At 61.0% G+C, this 23,444-nt stretch carries 18 protein-coding genes; 11 read left to right on the forward strand and 7 right to left on the reverse strand.

All coding sequences use genetic code 11. The features are described from left to right. Positions 1 to 41 precede the first annotated feature (41 nt). Complete coding sequence (locus tag GH769_RS12125; protein WP_019816882.1) at positions 42 to 644, forward strand: TetR/AcrR family transcriptional regulator; 603 nt, start codon at positions 42 to 44, stop codon at positions 642 to 644. Here GH769_RS12125 and GH769_RS12130 read toward each other — a convergent pair. Continuing rightward, on the reverse strand, positions 634 to 1,311 hold the full coding sequence (locus GH769_RS12130; RefSeq protein ID WP_032901613.1) for a GNAT family N-acetyltransferase: 678 nt from the start codon (positions 1,309 to 1,311) through the stop codon (positions 634 to 636). The two genes, GH769_RS12125 and GH769_RS12130, sit on opposite strands and share 11 nt — an antisense overlap. Positions 1,312 to 1,367: 56 nt before the next feature. Then, the gene (locus GH769_RS12135; RefSeq protein ID WP_019816880.1) at positions 1,368 to 2,252 is read right to left on the reverse strand and encodes a LysR family transcriptional regulator; all 885 of its coding nucleotides are present in this window, start codon (positions 2,250 to 2,252) and stop codon (positions 1,368 to 1,370) included. 113 nt (positions 2,253 to 2,365) lie between these two features. Here GH769_RS12135 and GH769_RS12140 point away from each other — a divergent pair, with 113 nt between their 5' ends. The 6 genes from GH769_RS12140 (at position 2,366) to GH769_RS12165 (ending at position 10,339) form a co-directional block, all read left to right on the forward strand. Beyond that, positions 2,366 to 3,598, forward strand: a complete 1,233-nt coding sequence (locus GH769_RS12140; protein WP_032901614.1) for an MFS transporter — start codon at positions 2,366 to 2,368, stop codon at positions 3,596 to 3,598. A gap of 38 nt (positions 3,599 to 3,636) precedes the next feature. Beyond that, positions 3,637 to 4,347: a FadR/GntR family transcriptional regulator gene (locus GH769_RS12145; RefSeq protein ID WP_019816878.1), complete on the forward strand. Its 711-nt coding sequence runs from the start codon at positions 3,637 to 3,639 to the stop codon at positions 4,345 to 4,347. A gap of 106 nt (positions 4,348 to 4,453) precedes the next feature. Next, on the forward strand, positions 4,454 to 5,647 hold the full coding sequence (lhgO, locus tag GH769_RS12150) for an L-2-hydroxyglutarate oxidase (protein WP_032901615.1): 1,194 nt from the start codon (positions 4,454 to 4,456) through the stop codon (positions 5,645 to 5,647). Positions 5,648 to 5,703: 56 nt separating this feature from the next. Beyond that, positions 5,704 to 7,029, forward strand: a complete 1,326-nt coding sequence (locus tag GH769_RS12155) for an MFS transporter (RefSeq protein WP_014718679.1) — start codon at positions 5,704 to 5,706, stop codon at positions 7,027 to 7,029. An 82-nt stretch (positions 7,030 to 7,111) separates the two neighbouring features. Beyond that, the gene (locus GH769_RS12160) at positions 7,112 to 7,963 is read left to right on the forward strand and encodes a CAP domain-containing protein (RefSeq protein WP_014718680.1); all 852 of its coding nucleotides are present in this window, start codon (positions 7,112 to 7,114) and stop codon (positions 7,961 to 7,963) included. 171 nt (positions 7,964 to 8,134) lie between these two features. Next, positions 8,135 to 10,339, forward strand: coding sequence for a GAF domain-containing protein (locus GH769_RS12165; protein ID WP_014718681.1), 2,205 nt, complete (start codon positions 8,135 to 8,137; stop codon positions 10,337 to 10,339). Here GH769_RS12165 and GH769_RS12170 read toward each other — a convergent pair. The 4 genes from GH769_RS12170 to GH769_RS12185 all read right to left on the reverse strand — a co-directional run bounded on the left by GH769_RS12170 (position 10,318) and on the right by GH769_RS12185 (position 19,264). Next, on the reverse strand, positions 10,318 to 11,478 hold the full coding sequence (locus GH769_RS12170) for a diguanylate cyclase (RefSeq protein WP_032901616.1): 1,161 nt from the start codon (positions 11,476 to 11,478) through the stop codon (positions 10,318 to 10,320). The two genes, GH769_RS12165 and GH769_RS12170, sit on opposite strands and share 22 nt — an antisense overlap. A gap of 42 nt (positions 11,479 to 11,520) precedes the next feature. Then, positions 11,521 to 13,767 (reverse strand): 1,4-alpha-glucan branching protein GlgB, encoded by a 2,247-nt coding sequence (glgB, locus tag GH769_RS12175; protein WP_032901617.1) that lies wholly within the window; start codon positions 13,765 to 13,767, stop codon positions 11,521 to 11,523. After that, the gene (gene treS / locus GH769_RS12180) at positions 13,764 to 17,111 is read right to left on the reverse strand and encodes a maltose alpha-D-glucosyltransferase (protein WP_032901618.1); all 3,348 of its coding nucleotides are present in this window, start codon (positions 17,109 to 17,111) and stop codon (positions 13,764 to 13,766) included. Before treS ends, glgB begins: the two co-directional genes overlap by 4 nt. Before the next feature lie 164 nt (positions 17,112 to 17,275). After that, a complete protein-coding gene (locus GH769_RS12185) occupies positions 17,276 to 19,264 on the reverse strand; it encodes an alpha-1,4-glucan--maltose-1-phosphate maltosyltransferase (RefSeq protein ID WP_032901619.1) in 1,989 nt (662 codons plus the stop codon). A gap of 204 nt (positions 19,265 to 19,468) precedes the next feature. On the opposite strand from GH769_RS12185, the gene GH769_RS28830 reads away from it, so the two are divergent. After that, positions 19,469 to 19,633, forward strand: coding sequence for a hypothetical protein (locus GH769_RS28830; RefSeq protein WP_165835081.1), 165 nt, complete (start codon positions 19,469 to 19,471; stop codon positions 19,631 to 19,633). 195 nt (positions 19,634 to 19,828) lie between these two features. Beyond that, positions 19,829 to 20,842, forward strand: a complete 1,014-nt coding sequence (locus tag GH769_RS29100; RefSeq protein ID WP_239688359.1) for a M10 family metallopeptidase C-terminal domain-containing protein — start codon at positions 19,829 to 19,831, stop codon at positions 20,840 to 20,842. 19 nt (positions 20,843 to 20,861) lie between these two features. On the opposite strand, the gene GH769_RS12195 is transcribed toward GH769_RS29100, so the two are convergent. Further along, on the reverse strand, positions 20,862 to 21,353 hold the full coding sequence (locus GH769_RS12195) for an MgtC/SapB family protein (protein WP_014718686.1): 492 nt from the start codon (positions 21,351 to 21,353) through the stop codon (positions 20,862 to 20,864). Positions 21,354 to 21,475: 122 nt separating this feature from the next. On the opposite strand from GH769_RS12195, the gene GH769_RS12200 reads away from it, so the two are divergent. After that, a complete protein-coding gene (locus GH769_RS12200; RefSeq protein ID WP_032901622.1) occupies positions 21,476 to 21,715 on the forward strand; it encodes a DUF3203 family protein in 240 nt (79 codons plus the stop codon). 184 nt (positions 21,716 to 21,899) lie between these two features. Beyond that, the gene (ccoG, locus tag GH769_RS12205) at positions 21,900 to 23,309 is read left to right on the forward strand and encodes a cytochrome c oxidase accessory protein CcoG (protein ID WP_153649768.1); all 1,410 of its coding nucleotides are present in this window, start codon (positions 21,900 to 21,902) and stop codon (positions 23,307 to 23,309) included. The last annotated feature ends 135 nt before the right edge of the window (positions 23,310 to 23,444 follow it).

Consider the following 23,444-nt stretch of genomic DNA (forward strand, 5'->3'; position numbering starts at 1 on the left):
TTAGTAAGTTACGTAGAATAAGTTACTTTTGGTATATAAGCATGTCAAGCAATGAATCCCCTGCCCCCCGTCGTCGTTTGTCCCGTGAAGATCGCCTGCGCCAGTTACTCGACGTCGCCTGGCAATTGGTGCGTGACGAAGGCACCGACGCCCTGACCCTGGGCCGCCTGGCCGAGCTGGCGGGCGTCACCAAACCAGTGGTGTACGACCACTTCGCTACACGCGCGGGGTTGCTGGCCGCGCTGTATGCAGACTTCGACGAGCGCCAGGACCAGGTGTTTGCCGATGCCATCGCCACCAGCAAGGCGACGCTTGAGGACCGCGCGTGGGTTATCGCGTCGTCGTATGTCGATTGTGTGTTGTTGCAAGGTCGGGAAATCCCCGGGGTGATTGCCGCCTTGAGCGGTTCACCGGAGTTGGAAGCGTCCAAGCGCGAATACGAGGCGATCTTCCTCGATAAGTGCAGAGACGCGCTGTCGCCCTTCACCCACGGCGGCAGTATTTCCCAGGCCGGGTTGCGCGCCATGCTCGGCGCGGCGGAAGCCCTGTCCCATGCGGCGGCCAATGGCGAGATCAGCCGCGAGGAAGCTCAGCAGGAACTGCTGGAGACTATCCTCGGGATGGTCAAGCGCGTCAGGCCGTAGGCAGACGGCCCTGGACGAACAGTTGCGCCTTGCGCGTCAACTGGTCCAGGTGCCGATCACGCTGTTTCTCCGCATCGACCATGGCGCGCTTGCCGTGTTTTTGCAGCAGGTAGGTGTGGATCTGCCGCACTTCCAGCGAGCTGTAGATTGAAGCCACATCCAACACGCCCATCAGCCCATCGGTGCCGTAGTTGCGGGTGTTCATCACGACCTGGGTGCCACGCGCATCGCGTACCTGGAAACCCATGGCTTCGAACACCGCAACCTTCTCTACCGCACAGGCCAGTTCGGCGTGGGGATAACGCGCCAACACCTCGTCCAGCATGCTGCGTGCCACACCCTGGCGACGAAAGCCGGCCTGCACCGCCATAAACGCGATGCCACACGCGTTCGGGTCATCCTTCACCGGCAGGTACAGGCAAAAGCCCACCACCGTCTCGTCTTCCATCGCCACGACCAACTCGACGGCGATGCCCTTTTCGCCATTCAACGCCTCAAGGTACAGGTGTACCTCAAACCCGATGGCGTACTGGTAGATGTTGTAGAGCAGGTTGCTCGGTGCCAGCGCTACGCTGCTGATATCGGTGAGGTTGTCCACCACCATCTGCAGGATCTGGCTGTTGACCGGTTCGGGGCACGGCGTGGTGTAGCGGGTAAGGCTGAACATGCAAATTCCTGGGGTTTCGCGTCAAGGCAGCGGCGATTGTACCTGTTGCGCGCCGCTCATGGCCCGCACACCTCGCGCAAACACGCGCGCAGCCAGCGATGGGCCAGGTCGGCGTCCTGTCGCGGGTGCCACAGCATCGCCACGGTAAATGGCGGCAATGTCACCGGTAGCTCAAAGCAATACAAGCCTCGAGGCGGCACTGTGATATAGCGCTCAGGCACGCTGGCGATCAGGTCGGTATCACGCGCCAGGGCGATGGCCGTGTTGAAACCGGCGACCACGATGCTGACCTGCCGAACCAGACCTTGCGCCTCAAGGGCCTCATCGATCTGGCCACGGTCCTGGCCGCGCCGCGACACGTAGACATGTTGTCCCTGGGCGAAACGCGCTGCGCTCAAGGGGCCGCGGCTCAGAGCATGGCCCTCGCGCACCACGCCCACCAGGCGATCACGGAACAGCGCCTGGGTCAGCACCTCCGGGCTGGCGCCGACATCGACCACACCGGTTTCCAGGTCGACGCCACCGTCGCGCAGCAGCGCACTGTGCTTGTCGCTCTTGTGCACGAAACGCAAGCGCACCCCTGGAGCCTCCTGGGCGATACGCGCGAGCAATGCAGGGCCGAAGCGTTCGACGAACTCCTCACTGGTGCGCAGGGTGAAGGTACGCACCACCTCACCCAAGTCCAGGGTGTGCGCCGGGCGCAATACCGCATGGGCGTCCTGCACCAGTTGGCTAACCTGTTCGCGCAATTGCAACGCCCGGGGCGTCGGCACCAGGCCGCGCCCGGCACGTACCAGCAGCGGATCGCCAGTGGCCGCACGCAAACGCGCCAGGGCCCGGCTCATGGCCGAAGGGCTCAGGCGCAGGCGCTGGGCGGCGCGAGCGACGCTGCCTTCGGCAAGCAACACGTCGAGGGTGATGAGTAAATTGAGGTCGGGCATGCGGGCTCCTGATCAGGCGTTGGGTGCAGCTATAACCTGCAAGCCATGCGTCTTCCGCCATGTTAGGCGACGCCGTAGATTTGTGACAGGTGCATTCACTCAAGGAAACGCGCATGCAAACCTCCACACGCGGCGGCCTGGTCGCCTTGTCGCTGTCCATGTTGCTGGCCGCCCTGGGCACCAGCATCGCCAATGTCGGCCTGCCCAGCCTGGCGCACGCCTTCGGTGCCTCGTTTCAGGCCGTGCAGTGGGTGGTGCTCGCCTACCTGCTGGCCATCACCGCCGTGATTGTCAGCGCCGGGCGCCTGGGCGACCGTCTGGGGCGCCGGCGCTTGCTGCTGGCCGGGTTGCTGGTGTTTGCCCTGGCCTGCGCCGGGTGTGCCGCCGCGCCAACCCTGCCCTGGCTGATCGGCGCACGGGCATTCCAGGGCCTGGGCGCGGCGATCATGATGGCGATGACCCTGGGCATGGTGGGTGACACTGTCACGAAAGAGAATACCGGCCGAGTCATGGGCCTGCTGGGCACCCTGTCGGCACTCGGCACGGCCATGGGGCCGAGTGTCGGCGGAGTATTGCTCAGCCTGTGGAGCTGGCGCGCGCTGTTTCTGATCGGCCTGCCCTTGGCGGGTGTGGCTGCCGCCTTCGCCTACCGTTATTTGCCGGTAGATGCTCACCGCCGCGACGTTTGGCCAGGCGATACACTCTGGGCGCCCCTGCGCGATGCGCCGTTGCGCGCCGGCCTGGCCATGAGTGCCCTGGTGTCGGCGGTGATCATGGCCACGTTCGTGGTGGGGCCGTTCTACCTGTCACGTGGCCTGGGCCTCGATCCCGCCTGGATGGGCTTGGCCATGGCCGTCGGGCCAACGGTCGCGGCGGTGACCGGTGTACCGGCGGGTTACCTGACCGATCACCTTGGCAGCCAACGCCTGACCCTCGTGGGGCTAAGCGTGATGCTGTGCGGGGCCCTGTTGCTATCGCAGGCGTCCGGGCTTGGCGTTTATCTCGCGGGCCTGATCGTGTTGACGGCCGGCTACAGCCTGTTCCAGGCGGCCAACAACACGGCGGTGATGAGCGATATACAGGCGACACGCCGAGGCACAGTGTCCGGCCTGCTGAATCTGTCACGGAACCTGGGCCTGATTTTCGGCGCCTCGGCCCTCGGCGCGGTGTTCGCCCGCGCCACCCCGGATGTCAGCCTCGCCGCGCCCCAGGCGGTGGCAGCCGGCCTGCACGCCACCTTCGCCATGGCGGTAGGTTTGCTGTTACTGGCGGTGCTGATCGCCTGGAGACGTGGGCATTCCCTGGCCAGCGCGAAGCAGACAAATATTGACAAGCTAAAATCGTAACGACTATTGTCTGACAACCTGATCACCAAGGTTTTCCCATGCTTGAGCTCCAGCGCCCCGATTCGCTTGTCGTACGGGTTGTCAGCGCCATTCGCGCAGAAATCGAATCCGGCCAACTGGCCCCGGAGTCGCGCCTGCCGACCGAACAGCAACTGGCCGAACAACTCAACGTCAGCCGTTCCGTGGTGCGTGAAGCCATTGCCCAGCTCAAGGCCGACGGTGTGCTCACCGCCCGCCGTGGCCTGGGCTCGTTTATTTCGCAGACCCCTGCGGGCACGGTGTTTCGGTTTCCGCAGCCCAACGGGCGACGACCTGACCTGGCGCAGATGTTCGAAGTGCGCCTGTGGATCGAAACCCAGGCCGCTTCGATTGCTGCCCAGCGCCGCGACAGCGCCGACCTGCAGCGCATGAAAAGCGCGTTGCAGGCCATGCAGGACAACCGCGACGACTTTGAAGCCGCAGCCCTGGCCGATGTGGAATTCCACCGTGCCATTGCCGACGCCAGCAAGAATGACTACTTCGTGGCCTTCCATGACTTCCTCAGGAGCCAGTTGGCCAGTGCGCGTAAAACCGCGTGGGAGAACTCGGCGTCGCGCTTTGCCACCGGTTCGGCCGATGCCACCCAGGAACATCAACAGCTCTACCAGGCCATTGCCGACGGCGACGCCCAACGCGCCGCCGCCAGTGCCGAGGCGCACCTGCGTGCCGCAGCGCGACGCCTGCAACTGGAATTACCGACCACGAACTGATCCACCTTGTTTGCAGCGTGTCCGCGGACACGCCATTTTTTTAACAAAAACATTAGTCTGACAACCTGATAAGCAGACTGAAATGTACAACCTAGGTACTTCTGCAATGATTCATGACTTTTGCATTATCGGCGGCGGCATCGTCGGCCTGGCCACCGCCATGGAGCTGCTCAAGCGCCAACCTGGCGCGTCGCTGGTGATCCTGGAAAAAGAGTCGGTGCTGGCCAAGCACCAGACCGGCCACAACAGCGGCGTGATCCATGCCGGCATCTACTATGCACCCGGCAGCCTCAAGGCCGACTTGTGCAAGCGCGGCGCCGAAGCCACCAAGCAGTTCTGCCGCGAACACGGGATCAAATTCGAGGTGTGCGGCAAGCTGCTGGTGGCCTCAAGCCCGCTTGAAATGCAACGCATGGAAGCGCTGTACGCCCGTGCCCAGCTCAATGGCATGCAGGTCGAGCGCTTGAATGCCGAACAACTGCGCCAGCGCGAACCGAACATCGTCGGCCTCGGCGGCTTGTTTCTCGATGCCACCGGGATTGTCGATTACCGCCAGGTGTGCGAGACCATGGCCCAGGTGATTCGTCGCAGCGGTGGGCAGATCTGCCTGGAGCGCACCGTCACCGCCATCCAAGAAAATACCGACACGGTCACCGTCAACACCGAGGGCGAGACCTGGCAGGCCCGCCACCTGGTGGTGTGTGCCGGCTTGCAGTCCGACCGCCTGGCCCGGCTAGCCGGCATCCGCATCGACCATCAGATCATCCCGTTTCGGGGCGAGTACTTCCGCCTGCCCGCCGCCAAGAACAACATCGTCAACCATCTGATCTACCCGATCCCTGACCCGGAGCTGCCCTTCCTCGGCGTGCACCTGACCCGCATGATCGACGGCAGCGTCACCGTCGGCCCGAATGCCGTGCTGGGCCTGGGCCGCGAGAACTACCGCAAGTTTTCGGTGAACTGGCGCGACGTGGCGCAGTACGCCAGCTTCCCGGGTTTCTGGAAAACCCTGTGGCAAAACCTCGGTTCCGGCACCACCGAGATGAAGAACTCGTTGTTCAAGTCCGGCTACCTGGAGCAGTGCCGCAAGTACTGCCCGTCCCTGACGCTCGATGACCTGCTGCCCTACGAGGCCGGCATCCGTGCCCAGGCGGTAATGCGCGACGGCAGCCTGGTGCACGACTTTCTGTTCGCCCAAACCTCACGAATGCTGCATGTGTGCAATGCGCCCTCACCGGCCGCCACCTCAGCCATGCCCATCGGCGCGATGATCGCCGACCGCCTGTTCCACCCCCAGTAAGACCGCACCGCCCGCTCACCCAACAATAACTACAAAGACCCAGAAGGAAGTCCAGCATGTCGGCATCCGCCTCCATTCCCGGTACCGAAACGCCCGAACAAACCCGCAAGCGCCTACGCAAAGTAGCCGCCGCCACCATCTTCGGCTCGATGCTGGAGTGGTATGACTTTTACCTGTACGCCACCATGGCGGCGATTGTGTTTTCGAAGATCTTCTTCGATAACAGCGACCCGAAGACCGCCACGCTGATGGCCTTTTCGACCTTTGCCATCGGCTTTATCGCCCGCCCCTTCGGCGGCATCCTGTTTGGCTACCTGGGCGACAAGTTCGGGCGCAAGCAAGTGCTGGTGCTGACCTTCTGCCTGATGGGCGTGTGCACCACCTTGATCGGCTTGATCCCCAGCTACGCCTCCATCGGCATCTGGGCCCCGATCCTGCTGGTGTTTATCCGCATCATCCAGGGCCTGGGCGCAGGTGCCGAGTTGTCGGGCGCGGCAGTCACCTCCTACGAGCATGCCTCCCAAGGCAAGCGTGGCAGCCAGGGCGCCTGGCCGGCACTGGGCCTGAACCTGGGCCTGTTGCTGTCCTCACTGACTATTTACCTGCTGACCATCAACGGCAACGAGTTCCTGCTGGCCGGCGGCTGGCGCATTCCGTTTATCTGCAGCATCGTGCTGGTAGGCGTCGGCCTGTGGGTGCGCAACAGCATTCCGGAGACCCCACAGTTCGAAGCGCTGAGCACAGAAAAAGCCAAGGCCAAGCCATCGCCTCTCAAAGCCTTGTTCAAGAATGACCTCAAGGGCCTCGCCGTGGTGTTTTTTGTCGCGATTGGCTACAACGCCCTGAGCTACATCTTCAAGACCTTCTCCCTGGCGTACCTGACCCAATTCAAAGGCGTGGACGTGCATGTCACCTCGCTGTCGGTGACCATCGCCAGCCTGGTGGCCATCGTCGCCGTGCCCTGCTTCGGCTGGCTGTGTGACAAGTGGAGCAGCAAGACCGTGTTGATGCTCGGCGGGCTGTGCTCGCTGTTGTTCGCCTACCCGTTCCTGGCCCTGCTCAACAGTGGTGAAAGCCTGATGATTTACCTCGCCATCGGGGTGGGCACCGGAATCCTCGCGCCGATGATGTTCGCTCCCCAGGGTTCGTTCCTGAGCCGGCAGTTCCCGACGCAAACGCGCTCATCGGGCTTTGGCACCGGGCGGGAGATCGGCACCGCCATTGCCGGTGGCCTGGCACCGCTGGGCGCGCTGTCGATGGTAGCGGCCTCGGCCACCCACTCCACCGATGGCGTGGTGGTGATCCTCGCGATTTCTGCCTTGTTGGTGGTGGTGTTTGCCCTCTGCGATCAGGGCGCGAAACACTCGACATTCAAGAACTGAGCAAAAAAAGTTCGGACCAACGGGTGCATGGATGCACCTGGATCGCGCATCATGGGCACTTTCAAGCTCAAGGGTAACGTCCATGCGCGTTCTGTCATTGATGATGGGTCTTACGACGCTGGCCGCCACTACGGTGTTCTGCGCCAGCGCGATGGCGAATGAAGAAAGTCAGTTAGTCCAACAGATCAACCAATACCGCAGCCAGGTGCAACGCTGCGGTGACCAGGGTTCCCAGGAGCTTCCGCCGCTGACCAGCGACACGCGGCTGGTGTTGCCGGCCTCCAATGTCGGCGATTTGCAGCAGTCGCTGGCGCGCGCTGCCTACCCGATGGTGAATGTGCAGGCCATCAGCCTGTCCGGGCCCAAGGATGCCGAGGCCGCGATGAAAGCGGTGCGCGAAAGCTTTTGCCGCGTAGTGCTCGACCCGCAATTTGTCGACATCGGCGTCAGCAACAGCGGCCAGGACTGGCGCATCGTGCTGGCTCGCCCGTTGGTGACCAGCGGCCTGGGCGATTGGCAGACCGAAGGCAGAAAACTGCTCGACCTGATCAACACCGCCCGTGCCGAGCCGCGCCAGTGTGGCACCCAGGCGTTCACCGCCACGGCGCCCCTGTCGTGGAACGACACCCTGGCCGGCGCAGCCAACAGCCATACCCGCAACATGGCCAACGGCAATTTCTTCGACCACCTGGACCCCGACGGCCGCACGCCGGGTGACCGCGCCGAGTTGGCGGGGTATATCGCGAAGAATATCGGCGAAAACATCGCCGCCGGCCTCGACACGCCGCGCAAGGTCGTCGACGGTTGGCTCGCCAGCCCCGGCCACTGCGCCAACCTGATGAACCCGCAGTTTCGCGAATTGGGTGCTGCCTACGCCATGGACCCCAAGAGTGACGCGGGCATCTATTGGACGGGCTTATTCGGCACGCAATAAGGTTGGGCGCCGGCCCAACCGGCCAATAATGACGGCGTGCAAATAGACAGTGAAATCAAAGTGCTATCAGGGAGATAATCGCGCTGAACTGAATGCGGTCATTCCGGTCTGTTGCTAGTCGGTATGACTCTTCAAAGCTAAACAGTACGTAGCAGGCAAGGTGTGAACCCCATGATGAATTGGCTGCAAGGCAGCAGCGAAATGGCAGAGCGGGTTCGTCAGCACGATTGGGCCAGTACGCCCCTGGGGCCACTTGAACACTGGCCCGATGTGTTGAAGACAACCGTTGCGCTGTGCTTCGCGTCGAGTTTCCCCCAGGCCATCGTCTGGGGGCCTCAGTTGATTACCCTCTACAACGACGCGTTCACGCCGATCCTGGGTAGCAAACCCGACGCCTTGGGCCGCCCGTTCAACGAGATCTGGCACGAGGTGTGGGACGATATCAGCCCTATCGCCGACGCCGCGTTCGATGGGCACGCCACCTATATCGAAAACTTCCCGCTGTTGATCCAACGCAACGAAGCGCCGGAACAAGCCTATTTCACCTTCTGCTACAGCCCGATTCGCAATGCCCAAGGTGTAGTGGTCGGTTTGCTCGACACGGTGACCGAAACCACTGCCACGGTGTTCCTCGCCCGTCGTCTTGAAGTGCTGGACGCCATTAGCAATAGCGTGACCAACGCTACCGACGCCGAAACCATCCTGACGTCTACGACTCGCCTGCTGGCCGAACATCTGCAGGTGTCCATCTGTGCCTACGCCGACATGGACGAGGATGAAGATGGCTTTACCATTCGAGGCGACTGGTCGGCGCAAGGCTCGCCGAGCATCATCGGCCATTACAGCCTGGCGGCGTTTGGCGAATGCGCGGTCAACTGCCTGCGTGCCGGCGAGCCACTGGTGATACGCAATAATCTGATCGAGCTGCCGCCCCATGACGCCGCGAGCTTCCAGGCACTCGGTGTGACGGCCACCATTTGCATGCCCTTGATCAAAGACGGGCGGCTCACCGCACTGATGGCCGTACACGACAAAGTGCCGCGTTTTTGGTCGTCCTACGACATCGCGCTGTTGGGCGAAGTCACCGAACGTTCATGGGCGCATATCGAGCGCGTGCGTGCCGACGCCGCCGTGCGTAAGGGCCTGGCCGCCTATGCGGAACTCAATGCCAGCCTGGAGCAGCGCGTGAATGAGCGTACCCGTGCGCTGGCCGAAGCCGAAGCTGCACTGCGCCAGTCACAAAAACTTGAGGCCATCGGCCAACTGACCGGTGGCGTCGCCCATGACTTCAATAACCTGCTGACCATTATCCGCTCATCCGTGGATTTCCTGCGCCAACCGGGCCTGTCCGAAGAGCGTCGGCAACGTTATATGTGCGCGGTATCCGACACGGTGGAGCGGGCCAGCAAGCTCACCAGCCAACTGCTCGCTTTTGCCCGTCGCCAACCATTGAACCCGCAGGTGTTCGATGTCGGCCAGCGCGTGCAGAACATCGGCGAGATGCTCGAAAGCGTCACCGGCGCACGCATTCATGTGCAGGTGCAATTGCCCGATCGGCCCTGCTATGCACGCATCGACCCAAGCCAGTTCGAAACCGCGCTGATCAACATCGCCCTCAACGCCCGCGATGCGATGGACGGCCAGGGTACCCTGACCCTCAAAGTCGCCAGCGAGCAAACGCTGCCACGTATTCGCGGGGATGCCGAGTCGTGCATGCCCTACATCGCCATTTCTCTGGCCGATACCGGCACCGGGATTCCCAGCGATACCTTCGAGCGCATCTTCGAGCCGTTCTTCACCACCAAGGCCGTGGGCAAAGGCACGGGCCTTGGCCTGTCGCAGGTATTCGGCTTTGCCAAGCAGTCAGGCGGCAATATCGATGTGGCCAGCACCCTTGGCCAGGGTACGGTGTTTACCTTGTACCTGCCGCAGGTCGAAGGCGAAGCGGCGCCGGATCAAGACCCGCATACAGACTTGCCAGCGCCGCAAGAGGCTGCTCATCAGCACGTGCTGATCGTCGAGGACAACCTTGAGGTAGGACGCTTCGCCAGCCAGATCCTCAAGGACCTGGGTTACCAGACCACGTGGGCGACCAATGCCGAACAGGCGCTGAACCTCGCCGGCACAGACGTCCAGGGGTTCGATGCGATTTTCTCCGACGTGGTGATGCCCGGCATGACCGGCGTGGCCATGGCCAAGCTACTGCGCCAGCGCCGCCCGGACCTGCCCGTGGTACTCGTCTCCGGCTACAGCGAGGAACTGGCGGACAGCGGCTATGAAGGCTTTGAGTTCCTCGCCAAGCCCTACTCCGCCGACCAGGTTGCGCGAGTGCTGGCAAAGGCGATGAGCAAGGATCAGTCGACAACCGCCACCTGATTGCGGCCCGATGCCTTGGCCTGGTACAGGGCCTTGTCGGCGCTGTTCATCAAGCCGTTCAAATCCAGAGGCTGAGCGTGGGTCGATGCCACGCCCAAGCTTGCGCTCACCCCTTGTACCGGGTCGGCGGGCAAGTGATAAATCGTCTGGAGCAACTGCTCGGCAATGCTGCGTGCGGTCTCCAATGAGGTATTGGGCAGCAGCACTGCAAACTCCTCGCCCCCCAGGCGACCGTAGATATCGGTCTGGCGAAAGGACGCGCTGATCACCGCGCCAATCTGACGCAACACCTGGTCGCCGGCCTGGTGGCCGTAGGTGTCATTGATGGCTTTGAAGTGGTCCATGTCCATCATCAATGCACACAACGGCTGCTGCTCGCGAAGGCACTGGGCATACAGCAACTGAGCCTGTTCGTAGAACGCCCGACGGTTCATCAGCCCGGTCAGTTCATCGGTCTGAGCGGCGCGGGTGGAAATATGATGAGCGCGTTCCATTTGCCTCGTCAGGCGAAAGGCTTTTTCCAGGGCATCGGAGAGTTTGCGCGTGGCACCGGCCACAAACGAAGCAAACACCAGCACCGCCAACGCCACGCCGACCTGCATCGGCGAAGGCTGAAACAGCATCCATACCGTACAGGGAAGCAACACCAGCGCCATCGAGCCCAGCGTCATGTAGCGATAGGCTGAATAACAGGACACCGCGCTGACCGACATGCCCACGGTAAACAGCATCACCAGCACCTGGGATAAGCGGTCATCGACCGGCATCACCGCCAGCGCCCCGCCGCCCCAGATACCCGCCGACAGCATCAGCGTGACCCAGTAGCGGCGTTCCCAACGGGCGGGCGTGCGCGCCGCGTCAGGGCAGCGAAACCATTGCACGAACAGATGCAGGCGCACCAATGACGAGCCCGCCAACAGTACCAACCACACCAGGATAACCTGATGATCGAACCGATCCCAGCACAGCCAGCAGAGCATGACGGCGCCCAGGTAGCTGCCGAAGATCGCCGAGAATGATTGACGAAACAGCTGGTGCAAACGGTCGGTTCGCACCTGCTCTTCGATGAGGTGACCCTGATCTTGCCCAAGGTTATTCATGGGGTTGGCCTGTTTGACCGGCGACGGCAAAGGCGCCATTGTGGCACCTTGCCAGCAAGCCGAACAGCGGCATACGCCGCGCTAGAGCGTTTCAGGCTCTTGAGGTCGCAAAATCAGCACGCCCAGGGGCGGCAGGTTCAACGACAACGACACCGGTTGCCCATGGCGCGGCTCATCCTGGGTAAACACGGCTCCGCCATTCCCGTAATTGGAGCCGGCGTAGGTATCGGCATCACTGTTGATCACCTCACTCCAACGCCCACCAAACGGCACACCGACTGCGTAGCCTTCACGGGGCACCGGGGTGAAGTTGGCAACCACCAACACCGGCTTGCCACCCTTGCTCCAGCGCAGCCAGGCGTAGACGCTGTTGATCGCGTCATCACCGATCAGCCATTGGAAGCCCTGGGGCGCATCGTCCTGTTCGTGCAACGCCGGTTCTTCGCGGTACAGGCGGTTCAGGTCGCCAACCAGCTTCTGCACCCCACGGTGCTCGGGGTATTGCAGCAAATACCAATCCAGTTGCTGGTCGTGGTTCCACTCGCGCCATTGGCCAAATTCGCAGCCCATGAACAGCAGCTTCTTGCCGGGGTGCATCCACATGAAACTGAGGTAGGCGCGCAGGTTGGCAAATTTCTGCCAGCGGTCGCCGGGCATCTTGTCGATCAGCGAGTGCTTGCCGTGCACCACCTCATCATGGGAAATCGGCAGGATAAAGCGCTCCGACCAGGCGTACACCAGCCCGAAACTCAGCTCGTTGTGATGATGGGCGCGGTACACCGGGTCTTGCTGGATGTAATGCAGGGAGTCGTGCATCCAGCCCATGTTCCATTTGTAGTTGAAGCCCAGGCCTCCCTGTTGGGTCGGCTGGCTGACGCCGGGCCAGGCCGTGGACTCCTCGGCAATTACCAACGCGCCCGGCGCTTCAAGGGCAACCACGTCGTTCAGGTGCCGCAAGAAATCGATGGCTTCCAGGTTCTCGCGGCCGCCATGACGGTTGGGCACCCATTCACCGGCCTTGCGCGAATAATCGCGATACAGCATGGAGGCCACTGCGTCCACACGCAGGCCGTCCACGTGGAAATGCTTGAGCCAGTGCAAGGCCGACGCGAGCATGAAACCGTGGACCTCGGTGCGGCCCAGGTTGTAGATCAGCGTGTCCCAGTCCTGGTGAAAACCTTCCAGCGGGTTGGCGTATTCGTACAGCGCGGTACCGTCAAATTGCGCCAGGCCGTGGGTATCGGTGGGGAAATGCGCTGGCACCCAATCAAGGATCACGCCGATATCGGCCTGATGGCAGGCATTGACGAACCAGGCGAAGTCTTCCGGCGAGCCAAAGCGCGCGCTGGGGGCAAACTGGGATAACGCTTGATAACCCCACGAGCCACCAAAGGGGTGCTCCATGATCGGCATCAGTTCGATATGGGTGAAGCCCAATTGTTGAACGTAAGGAATCAGCCGCTCGGCCAATTCGCGCCAGCCATATTGCCGAGCCACTTCACCGGCCTCGTCCAGCTCGCACTGCCAGGACCCCACATGCAGCTCGTAGATCGACAACGGCGCGGTGGCTTTCTGCTTGTCTCCCCGCGATTGCATCCACTCGTGGTCCTGCCAATCCACCTGCAAAGGTGCGGCGACCTTCGAGGCGGTGTCCGGCGGTAGTTGGGTGGCCAGCGCCACAGGGTCGGCCTTGAGCGGCAGAATGCCGTGGGCACCGAGAATTTCATACTTGTAGGCCGCGCCCGGTTGCAGGCGCGGGATAAAGATTTCCCACACCCCCGATGGATGACGCAGGCGCATCGGGTGGCGGCGCCCGTCCCAGATATTGAAGTCGCCCACCACCGAAACCCGCCGGGCGTTCGGCGCCCACACGGCAAAGCGCACGCCTTGCACGCCATCGACGCTGACCACCTGAGCCCCCAGGCAGTTGCCCAGGTCACGGTGATTGCCTTCGGCAAACAGGTACAGGTCCATTTCCCCCAGCAGCAATTGGCTGAAGCTGTAGGGGTCTTCGGTGATCTGCTCACCGCCGGCCCACTGGATTTTCAGCAGGTAGGGCTGGCGAGTGCTGAAGTGCCCAATAAACAGGCCTGGCACCTGGGTGGCATCGAGTCTGCCAAACGGCTCACCTGTGTCACGCGCCAGTACCTGGACACTCAGGGCCTCGGGCAGGAACGCACGGATAAACTGGCCGCCCTGCTCGTCATCATGGGGCCCCAGGATCGAAAAGGGGTCGGGGTGCTCGGCGCGCACCAGCGCATCGACGTCCTTGGACGCCGGCAATGCAGTCAACTTGGGCTGCAGCGGTTCTCTCTGTGTAAAACTCATGACGTCTCCCCACCGCGTCCAGGTTTAGATATAGGTGTCAGCCCGCTCAACAAGCCGTGCAGCCCTTGCAGGGGCACCGGCAGCCAGGTCGGGCGGTTTTCTGCTTCGTAGGCCACTTCGTACGCGGCCTTTTCCAAGCTGAACAAGGTCAGCGCTGCGTCTTGGCCGTTGGCATCCTGCCAGTCATGCGCCAGTGTAGACGCAGCGGCCTGGTAAGCCTGGGTAAATGCTACGCGGGCTTCATTCAGGTAGCGGTCGGTCACGCGTTTGCGCGCAGCGTTCGCTTCTGGCGTGTGATCCACCCCTTGTACATTCAGCGCCATGGCCGCGGCATAATCAAAGGAACGCAGCACACCGCTCACATCTTTATAAGGGCTGTGTTTGCCGCGCCGCTCATGCAGCGGTCGCGCCGGTTCGCCCTCGAAGTCGATCAAGTAGGCATCGCCCTTGACCACCAATACCTGGCCCAGGTGCAAGTCACCGTGGACGCGAATGCGCAATCCGCCCGCCGTGGCTTTGGCCAACGCCTGGACATGCGCCGCGATGGCTTTTTTCTGCGCCAGTAATTCACTGACCAACGCCTGGTCGGCGGGGTTCAACTGGCTTTGATTAAGCTTGAGCAACTGCAAGGCACGGTCGATCTGGGCGCCGACATCCTTGGCCCAGGCTTGGGTGTCTTTGATTGTGGTGGGTTCGGGTTTGAAGGCCTTGTCGGCCGTTGGCGCACCCAGCACCAGGTGCATTTCACCCAGGCGCTGACCGAGCAAACCGGCAAAATCTGCCAGTTCCCCGAGGGCGTTGTAATGCTGTTCCTGTTCAGAGATCGCGTCGGCCAGCTCATCGCGGATCGCCCGCTCCAGGTTGTTCTGGGTCCAGCTCCAGGCATCGCCCTGATTGCTCAAGTAACCCTGGGCAATCATCAGCAAGTTGTCCTGTCCCTGCCCGTCCTGGCGGCTCATAAAGCCCAGCAGCGGCGAGATGTTCGGGTAGCCAGCGGCGGTCAGGTACGCACTCATTTCCAGCTCCGGGTGCACGCCGGCGCTGACTTTGCGAATCAGCTTGAGCACCAGACTCTCACCGACCACCACCGAGCTGTTGGACTGCTCGGCGGACAAGTAACGCACCGGCGATTCACGGGTCAGTTGCAATGCGGCCAAGTGATGAGTGGCCTCGAATCGCAGATCGCCGTCAGGGGTATTGAGCACGGTGCCGGCCTGCATGGCCTGGATCACCTCAAGGATAAAATGCTCAAGGCTGAAGGCATCGGTCACCAAACCTACCTGGCGGGTGCGTCGCACTCGGGCCAACGCCAATTGCTGGGGCAAGGCGCTGGTGAACTGGTCTTCGCCAAGGAAGCCCAAGGGCAGTTGGTAGCGGCTGACCTGGCCGGCACTGGTCACTTCGATCTCACTGAGCAACACCGGATGCTGCGGGTCGCCAAAACGCACGCCATATGCGATGTGCACCGTGTCGATTGCCGTATCTTTGCCGGCAAACCAGCGCCGCTTGGGCAGCCAGGCGGGCAGTGACGTATGTTCCAGGCTGGTGCGGCAAGGTTCTTCGAGTAGCTCTTCCATGCGTTTTTTCAGTACCAAAGTGGTGAAGTCGGGCATGCTTTGCGCCGGTTCCACATGCCAGCTGGGCATCTGGTTTTCCGCTGCCAGCACGAACCAATAGAAACCATAGGGCGCCAGGGTCAGCAGGAAATTCAGCTGGCCGATTGGCGGGAAGGCATTACCGCCAAGCATCTCCACCGGCACCATGCCGGCAAAGGCCGACAGGTCCAGCTCCGCCGCCTGGGCGCTGCGCGACACGTTGGCCACGCACAGGATGATCTCAGTGTGGCCGTCTTCACCGGTGTACTCACGGGTGTAAGCCAGGATGCGCCGGTTAGTCGGCGAGAGCATTTTCAAGCTGCCACGACCAAACGCCTTGGACTGCTTGCGCACTGCGAGCATGCGCCGGGTCCAGTTGAGCAATGAATGCGGGTCCTGGGCCTGGGTCTCGACGTTGACCGACTGGTAGCCGTATTGCGGGTCCATGATCGGCGGCAACACCAGACTGGCCGGGTCGGCACGGGAAAACCCGCCATTGCGGTCGATGGACCATTGCATGGGCGTGCGCACGCCGTCACGGTCGCCCAGGTAGATGTTGTCGCCCATGCCGATTTCATCGCCGTAGTACAGGGTCGGCGTGCCCGGCATCGACAGCAACAGGCTGTTGAGCAATTCCACCCGCCGACGATCGCGCTCCACCAGCGGCGCCAGGCGTCGCCGAATGCCCAGGTTGATGCGGGCGCGGCGGTCTGCGGCGTAGTAGTTCCACAGGTAGTCGCGCTCTTTGTCGGTGACCATTTCCAGGGTCAGCTCATCATGGTTGCGCAGGAAAATTGCCCACTGGCAGTTGGCGGGAATCTCCGGGGTCTGGCGCAGAATGTCGGTAATGGGGAAGCGATCTTCCTGGGCCAACGCCATGTACATGCGCGGCATCAGTGGAAAGTGAAAGGCCATGTGGCATTCATCGCCGTCATCACCCTTTCTATCCCCAAAGTACAGCTGCGTGTCTTCCGGCCATTGGTTGGCTTCGGCCAGCAGCATGCGGTCGGGATAATGGGCATCGATCTCGGCGCGGATCTGCTTGAGGACGTTGTGGGTTTCCGCCAGGTTTTCGTTGTTGGTGCCGTCCCGTTCGATCAGATAGGGAATGGCGTCCAGGCGCAGGCCGTCGATGCCCAGGTCGAGCCAATAGCGCATCACCGACAGCACCGCTTTCATGACCTGCGGGTTATCGAAGTTGAGGTCCGGTTGGTGCGAGTAAAAACGGTGCCAGAAGTACTGGCCGGCCACCGGGTCCCAGGTCCAGTTGGACTTTTCGGTGTCGAGGAAAATAATGCGCGTGCCGTCGTATTTCTGGTCATCGTCCGACCACACGTAGAAGTCCCGTGCGGCCGAGCCCGGCTTGGCCTTGCGCGCACGCTGGAACCAGGGGTGCTGGTCGGAGGTGTGGTTGATCACAAGCTCGGTGATCACGCGCAGCCCGCGTTGATGGGCTTGGGCAATAAAGCGCTTGGCGTCGGCCATCGTCCCGTAGTCGCTGTGCACGCCGCGGTATTCGGCAATGTCGTAGCCGTCATCACGGCGGGGAGACGGGTAGAACGGCAGCAGCCAGATGGTGTTCACGCCCAGGTCGGCAATGTAGTCGAGTTTGGCGATCAGCCCGGCAAAGTCACCAATGCCGTCGTTGTTGGAGTCGAAATAGGATTTGACGTGTACCTGGTAGATCACCGCGTCTTTGTACCAGAGCGGGTCTTTGATGAAGGTGGCTGCCTTGGGTTTCTTGGCCATTGCAAACTCCTGAAAATACAAAGTTCTCGAGGATCGTTCCCAGGCTCCGCGTGGGAATGCAGCCCCGGACGCTCCGCGTCCCAAGCGCGACGCAGAGCGTCCAGTGAGGCATTCCCACGCAGAGCGAAGTGAGGCGTTCCCACGCAGAGCGTGGGAACGAGCACTCAGGGGGGGCTGATGCGCCATATCCCGAACGGCATCTGCGGCTCCAGCCGGGTCCATTGGGTCTTGCCGTACCAGGTCCAGCGATGGCCGTTCATCAAGTCTTCGCCCTGGGTCTGGGCATCGTCGGGCAAGCCCATCTCCCACAGCGGCAATTCAAAGTGGGCTTCCTGGGCGTTGTGCGGGTCGAGGTTGACGGCGACCAGAATGAAATTGCTGCCGTCCTCGCTGCGCTTGCCGAAGTACAGGATGTTGTCGTTCCAGGCGTTGTAGAGCTTGAGCCCCAGGTGCGTGTGCAACGCCGGGTTCTGGCGGCGGATGCGGTTGAGCTGGGCGATCTCGGCGATGATGTTGCCGGGGGCGGTAAAGTCGCGGGGGCGGATCTCGTACTTCTCGGAGTCGAGGTATTCTTCTTTGCCTGGCACGGGCGCCGACTCACACAGCTCAAAGCCTGAATACATCCCCCACAGGCCCGAGCCCATCGTGGCCAGCGCAGCGCGGATCAGGAAGCCTGCGCGGCCGGAGTCATGCAGGAAACCCGGGTTGATGTCCGGCGTATTGACGAAGAAGTTCGGGCGGTAGCACTCACGCCAGGGCGATTGGTTCAGTTGAGTGAGGTACTCGCTCAGTTCAGCCTTGGTGTTGCGCCACGTAAAGTAGGTATAGCTCTGGGAATAGCCGACCTTGCCCAGGCGCGCCATCATTGCCGGGGTGGTGAAAGCTTCGGCGAGGAAGATCACCTCCGGGTACTTGGCACGCACGTCGCTGATCAGCCATTGCCAGAACGGCAGCGGCTTGGTGTGCGGGTTGTCGACGCGAAAGGTCTTCACGCCCTCTTCCACCCAGCCCACCACAATGTCGCGCAGTTCTGTCCATAAGCCCGGAATCGCATCCGCCGCATAGAAATCGACGTTGACGATGTCCTGATACTTTTTCGGCGGGTTCTCGGCGTACTTAATCGTGCCGTCGGGGCGCCAGTTGAACCAGCCAGGGTGCTGTTCAAGCCATGGGTGGTCCTGGGAGCACTGGATGGCGAAGTCCAGGGCAATTTCCAGGCCGTGGTCGGCAGCGGCCTTGACCAGGCGACGGAAATCCTCACGGCTGCCCAGTTGCGGGTGAATCGCCTCATGCCCGCCCTCCGCGCTGCCGATGGCATACGGACTGCCCGGATCATCGGGGCCTGCGGTGAGTGAGTTGTTCTTGCCCTTGCGGTGGCTGCGGCCGATAGGATGGATCGGCGGGAAGTACAGCACGTCAAAACCCATGTCGTGGATCATCGACAAGCGCGAGTGCACGTCGTTGAATGTACCGTGGCGGGCCGGATCATCGGTGATCGAGCGGGGAAACAGCTCATACCAACTGGCGAACTGCGCCGCCTCACGCTCTACGTCAATTGGGTAGGCGGGGCTGACGCTCAGATACGCGCGATGATCGGCCTGGGTCATCAGGTGTGCACTGTCTTCGTGCAGGAACAACGCCACCTGCTCGGTTTCCAGCAGGCCCGACAGTTCGTGGTGCAACACCATCAAACGGTCGCGCAATTCGTTGTCACTGCGCTCGGCAGCCTGCAACACCAGGCTGCGGCCTTCCTGCAATTCAAGGCTGACCGGCACCCCGGCCTCATGTTTCTTGCGCAATTCATAGCAGAAGCTGGCGAAGGTATCGATCCATGCCTCGATGCAGTATTCATGCGGCCCGAGTTGGGCGACGGTGAACGCGCCTTCCCAGCCATCGTTGCCGACATCGGTCATGACCACGCTGTGCCAGCTTTCTTCCTCCAGCACGCGCCAGCGGATCAGCACCGCCAGCTTGTCGTGACCATCAGCGAACACTTTGCTGGTGACATTGACACGCTGGCCGACCACAGCCTTGACGGCGAACTCACCATTGTCGATCACCGGCATGGTGCTTTCGATAGCGATCCTGGGTAACAACAGCGCTTGCGACAGCGGCAGTATCGAGCCTTCTGGAGCCAGTGTTTCAGCAATCATCGAGCATCTTCCCCTTACGCCCTGTGGACGCTCTTGGCTTGATCCGAATTCAAAGGCGGCGACGCTTTCCCTGAGCGTGGCCGTATAAGGTCCGAGCCTGGGCGCGCCGCAAAAGTTCAGGTGGATATGCCGCCGCTGGGCAGGGAATCAATTGCCCCAGGCAGCGGTCCACCGCTAGAGCAAAGCACAAAGGAGGCCACACCGATGAATATCCCGATACCACCTGAACCTGAAGATCCGAATATCGACACTCCGCCACTACCGACGCCGCCCAGTGAACCGGCGCCCATTCCAGAGAGAGAGCCGCCGGAAAACGACCCACCGCCCGTGCAAGAGCCGCCGACGACCCTGCCTCCGGTGATCGTCTAAATCATCAGAGCAAGAACACGGCCTGCTCGAACACCTAGACGTCCTGGTGTTCGAGCACACAAAAAAACGAGGAGTCCTACGAAGTTCCACGTCAAGGCTGAATGTTCGTTTTACTGTTCCTTTTTATATTGATCTCGCGTGAATGCTCAGCCTTTTTTTCACTTGGCCTTTAGCCCATTTATCACGAGTAGACCCATGTCGACTATCGCCTCCCCATCAACGCCCACTGCTCCAGTCACAACACCCACATCCTCCAATCCCGTCTCCAATCAACAGGCGCTGACGCCCGAGCGAATAAATACGTTGCTCAAGGCCGGCCCGAACTGGTCCTCCTCCCCTAAGGCGCCTGACCGCTCACCCCATACCCCCCTGTCGCCAACGACGAAGTCCAACACCTCACCTTCTATGTCGGAGGTAGAGGCGAAGAATAAGTTGGACGACCTGAATACGGCATTGACCCCAGACACCATCAAGGAGATACAACGCAATCCAAGCTCGCCGAAATCTCGCGCAATCACTGAGCAGTTCAACACCACATTGACCCCAGAGAATGTCAAATTAATGTCGAGGGGCGCCAACGCGAAAAAAAACCGCGAAACACTTCGAGAGATCCGGGACAAGCTCGACAAAAAAAATATTGATTCAAACCTGGAGTCTGCCAAGCACCAGGTGATCAATGAAGCGGCCGATAAAATGAGGCTCAAACTTCTGGAAATCATTACCGCCGCGTTCGACGGCGACATCTGGAACACCGTTGACCATCACAAAAATTGGCTCGAAGAACTGGGTGCTCTGAGCAAAAATTTTTCTGCAATGGAGACCAAGTCCAAAGCCCTCACGGATGCAGCTTCGTCCCTGAGCGACGAAAAGCTCGACCAATCGGCGGCGCCTGAAACGCAGGACTCATCGCCTGCCGACACTCGCGCTGCAACCTACAGTTTCAACGCCACCAGTGAATCTACCCTGGAGGCCCCCAGCGAGGTCCGCAATTTCAAATCGGGAGATAAACTGGACCTGTCCGGCATCCAGCGGCAGCTGAACACGTCGCTGCGGCCGGTCGATCGGTTTCCAGAAGTAATCGGTGAAATGCAGATCCATCACTCGCCCAGCGCCAACACCAGCGTAATTGTCATCGCCGATGCGCCGGGCAAAGACCCCTTTTTGCTCAAGGTGTTTGGTGAGGTACGCCAAAGCAACATCGTGACCTGATCCGCGGTATGACTCAGGATCACTTTTCCAACAATCTGACGATTCTCGGCATGATGCTGAACACCGCCAGGGCCAGCAGTGTACTGAGTACTGCCGTCGATTCACGCCCCATCCCCGCCGCCACACCAATGGCGGCGGTCATCCACAACCCGGCCGCCGTAGTCAGGCCCTTCACATGCTGGCCCTCTTCATCTTCCTTGCCCTTGAGGATGGTGCCGGCGCCAAGGAAGCCGATACCCGCAATCACCCCCTGAACCACACGGCTCATGGCGTCCGCCTGGTTGCCGGACATCTGCGGCACCAGCACGAACAGCGCCGCACCAAGCGCAACCAGCATATGGGTGCGCACGCCAGCCGCCTTGCCCTTGTGCTCACGCTCAAAACCCAGGATGCCGCCCAGGATCGCGGCGATCAGCAGGCGCACCGTCACTTGGGTGAGTTGCCGGGCATCGCCGATGTCCGCGAATTCGGCTTGCAGTGTTTGCCACACTTGATGCCACCAGGCGTCCATGGATGCGCTCCTTTTATTATGGATAGATAAAGGATGGACAGCGCAGACCGCCAGTCAGTTGCCTGGAACCCCTTGTCATAGGGGTCGCCTAACGTGATAGAGCCCATAGAAAGGAGATCGCCATGCCCCTGCGCATCGAAAACCATTTGTGCTACTTCACGCTCGACGTGGACGGCCAGGAACAAAGCCTGCCAGCCACCCGCGTGAAGATCCTTACCGACCATGACAAAGCCATGTCCTATGTGGAGTTGGCGGGCGAGCGGATCTATATCACTGAAGCCGAAGCCGACGCGCTGACGGTTGAAGGGGCCACGGATGGCCGTAACCATGTAAAGGCGCAAGAGCCTGGTTCGGTGATTTGATTGATCTGTATCATCGAACCCTTTGAATCCCTGCACCCCTATAGATTCGGGGTGCAGCACATTGACGCACAAGAACGCATCAAGCCTATCTGATCCGCTTTTTATCCTTCCACCTGAGTCTGTTATGCAAACAGTCTGTCGCCCATAGTTCATCCGCCTGATGGAGGCTGATGAGCGAATGACCATGAGCGAACGAATCCCAACCGTGGAAACCTTTGAGCCCATTCACCCAAAGAAGGTGAAGGCCAAATCCAGCGACAACCTGATCCATACCCGCAGTTTTACCGGTGTGTTCCGCACCTTGCGCGTGGGCGGTGCCGGCCTGCTGTTTCTGGCTTTTTTTGGCACTGTGTGGCTGAACTGGGGTGGACGCCAAGCCGTACTGTGGGACTTGGCCGAGAGCAAGTTCCATATCTTTGGTGCGACATTCTGGCCCCAGGATTTCATCCTGCTCTCGGCGCTGTTGATCATCTGTGCCTTCGGCCTCTTCGCGATCACGGTGTTTGCCGGCCGCGTCTGGTGCGGCTACACCTGCCCGCAAAGCTCGTTTACCTGGCTGTTCATGTGGTGCGAGAAGGTGACCGAGGGTGAACGCAACCAACGTATCAAACTGCAGGCGGCACCCTGGAGCCTGAATAAGCTGGCACGGCGCTCGGCCAAACATACGTTGTGGCTGGGTATCAGTGTGTTGACCGGGCTGACGTTTGTGGGCTACTTCACCCCCATCCGCCCCTTGGCCGCCGAACTGCTGACGTGGCAGATGGGCGGTGTGAGCCTGTTTTGGGTATTGTTTTTCACGGGGGCCACTTACATCAATGCCGGCTGGCTACGCGAAGCCGTATGCATGCATATGTGCCCCTATGCACGCTTCCAGAGCGTGATGTTTGATAAAGACACCCTGACTATTTCCTACGACGTCGCCCGCGGCGAGCACCGTGGCCCGCGTAAACGTGACGTGCCGCCAGCGCAGGTTGGCCTCGGTGACTGCATCGATTGCCAGCTATGCGTGCAGGTATGCCCCACGGGCATCGATATCCGCGACGGCCTGCAGATGGAATGCATCGGCTGCGCAGCCTGCATCGACGCCTGCGATTCGATCATGGACAAAATGGGCTATGCCCGTGGCTTGGTCAGTTATACCAGTGAGCACCAATTGCAGGGTGGCAAGACTCATCTGCTGCGGCCACGCCTGATCGGCTACAGTGCCGTGCTGGTGGTGATGCTCGCGGCACTGGTGGTGGCCCTGATTGAACGGCCGATGGTGTCGCTGGATGTGACCAAAGACCGTGGCATGTTCCGCGAAAACAGCCTGGGTTTGATCGAAAACATCTACAGCCTCAAGGTGATCAACAAAACCCAGCAGCGCCAGGAATACCGCCTGGAACTGGTGGATGCCGAGGGGTTCCAGTTGCAAGGCAAGACCCAGGTCAGCCTGGCTGCCGGGGAAATTGTCGATATACCGGTGTCGGTAGCATTGCTGGCGGACACACCGGCCAGCAGCTCTCAAACCTTACGTTTTAAAGTCACTGATGTGGATGAACCTTGGATCTATACCGCTGCTGACAGCCGCTTCGTAGCGCCCTTGAATCGCTGATACTTCATCAACAACAGAGATCAAATGTGGGAGCTGGCTTGCCTGCGAAAGGGGTAGAGCAGTAACAGATGCAGTGACTGACACACCGCCTTCGCAGGCAAGCCAGCGCCTACAATTTGCCCTGCGTACACATTC

It is taken from the genome of Pseudomonas sp. CFSAN084952 (assembly GCF_009648855.1).
GTDB lineage: Bacteria > Pseudomonadota > Gammaproteobacteria > Pseudomonadales > Pseudomonadaceae > Aquipseudomonas > Aquipseudomonas paracarnis.

Coding starts and splice junctions, on each gene's coding strand:
- GH769_RS12125 (WP_019816882.1), top strand. CDS start 42: ATGTCAAGCAATGAATCCCCTGCCCCCCGTCGTCGTTTGTCCCGTGAA.
- GH769_RS12130 (WP_032901613.1), bottom strand. CDS start 1,311: ATGTTCAGCCTTACCCGCTACACCACGCCGTGCCCCGAACCGGTCAAC.
- GH769_RS12135 (WP_019816880.1), bottom strand. CDS start 2,252: ATGCCCGACCTCAATTTACTCATCACCCTCGACGTGTTGCTTGCCGAA.
- GH769_RS12140 (WP_032901614.1), top strand. CDS start 2,366: ATGCAAACCTCCACACGCGGCGGCCTGGTCGCCTTGTCGCTGTCCATG.
- GH769_RS12145 (WP_019816878.1), top strand. CDS start 3,637: ATGCTTGAGCTCCAGCGCCCCGATTCGCTTGTCGTACGGGTTGTCAGC.
- lhgO (WP_032901615.1), top strand. CDS start 4,454: ATGATTCATGACTTTTGCATTATCGGCGGCGGCATCGTCGGCCTGGCC.
- GH769_RS12155 (WP_014718679.1), top strand. CDS start 5,704: ATGTCGGCATCCGCCTCCATTCCCGGTACCGAAACGCCCGAACAAACC.
- GH769_RS12160 (WP_014718680.1), top strand. CDS start 7,112: ATGCGCGTTCTGTCATTGATGATGGGTCTTACGACGCTGGCCGCCACT.
- GH769_RS12165 (WP_014718681.1), top strand. CDS start 8,135: ATGATGAATTGGCTGCAAGGCAGCAGCGAAATGGCAGAGCGGGTTCGT.
- GH769_RS12170 (WP_032901616.1), bottom strand. CDS start 11,478: ATGGCGCCTTTGCCGTCGCCGGTCAAACAGGCCAACCCCATGAATAAC.
- glgB (WP_032901617.1), bottom strand. CDS start 13,767: ATGAGTTTTACACAGAGAGAACCGCTGCAGCCCAAGTTGACTGCATTG.
- treS (WP_032901618.1), bottom strand. CDS start 17,111: ATGGCCAAGAAACCCAAGGCAGCCACCTTCATCAAAGACCCGCTCTGG.
- GH769_RS12185 (WP_032901619.1), bottom strand. CDS start 19,264: ATGATTGCTGAAACACTGGCTCCAGAAGGCTCGATACTGCCGCTGTCG.
- GH769_RS28830 (WP_165835081.1), top strand. CDS start 19,469: ATGAATATCCCGATACCACCTGAACCTGAAGATCCGAATATCGACACT.
- GH769_RS29100 (WP_239688359.1), top strand. CDS start 19,829: ATGTCGACTATCGCCTCCCCATCAACGCCCACTGCTCCAGTCACAACA.
- GH769_RS12195 (WP_014718686.1), bottom strand. CDS start 21,353: ATGGACGCCTGGTGGCATCAAGTGTGGCAAACACTGCAAGCCGAATTC.
- GH769_RS12200 (WP_032901622.1), top strand. CDS start 21,476: ATGCCCCTGCGCATCGAAAACCATTTGTGCTACTTCACGCTCGACGTG.
- ccoG (WP_153649768.1), top strand. CDS start 21,900: ATGAGCGAACGAATCCCAACCGTGGAAACCTTTGAGCCCATTCACCCA.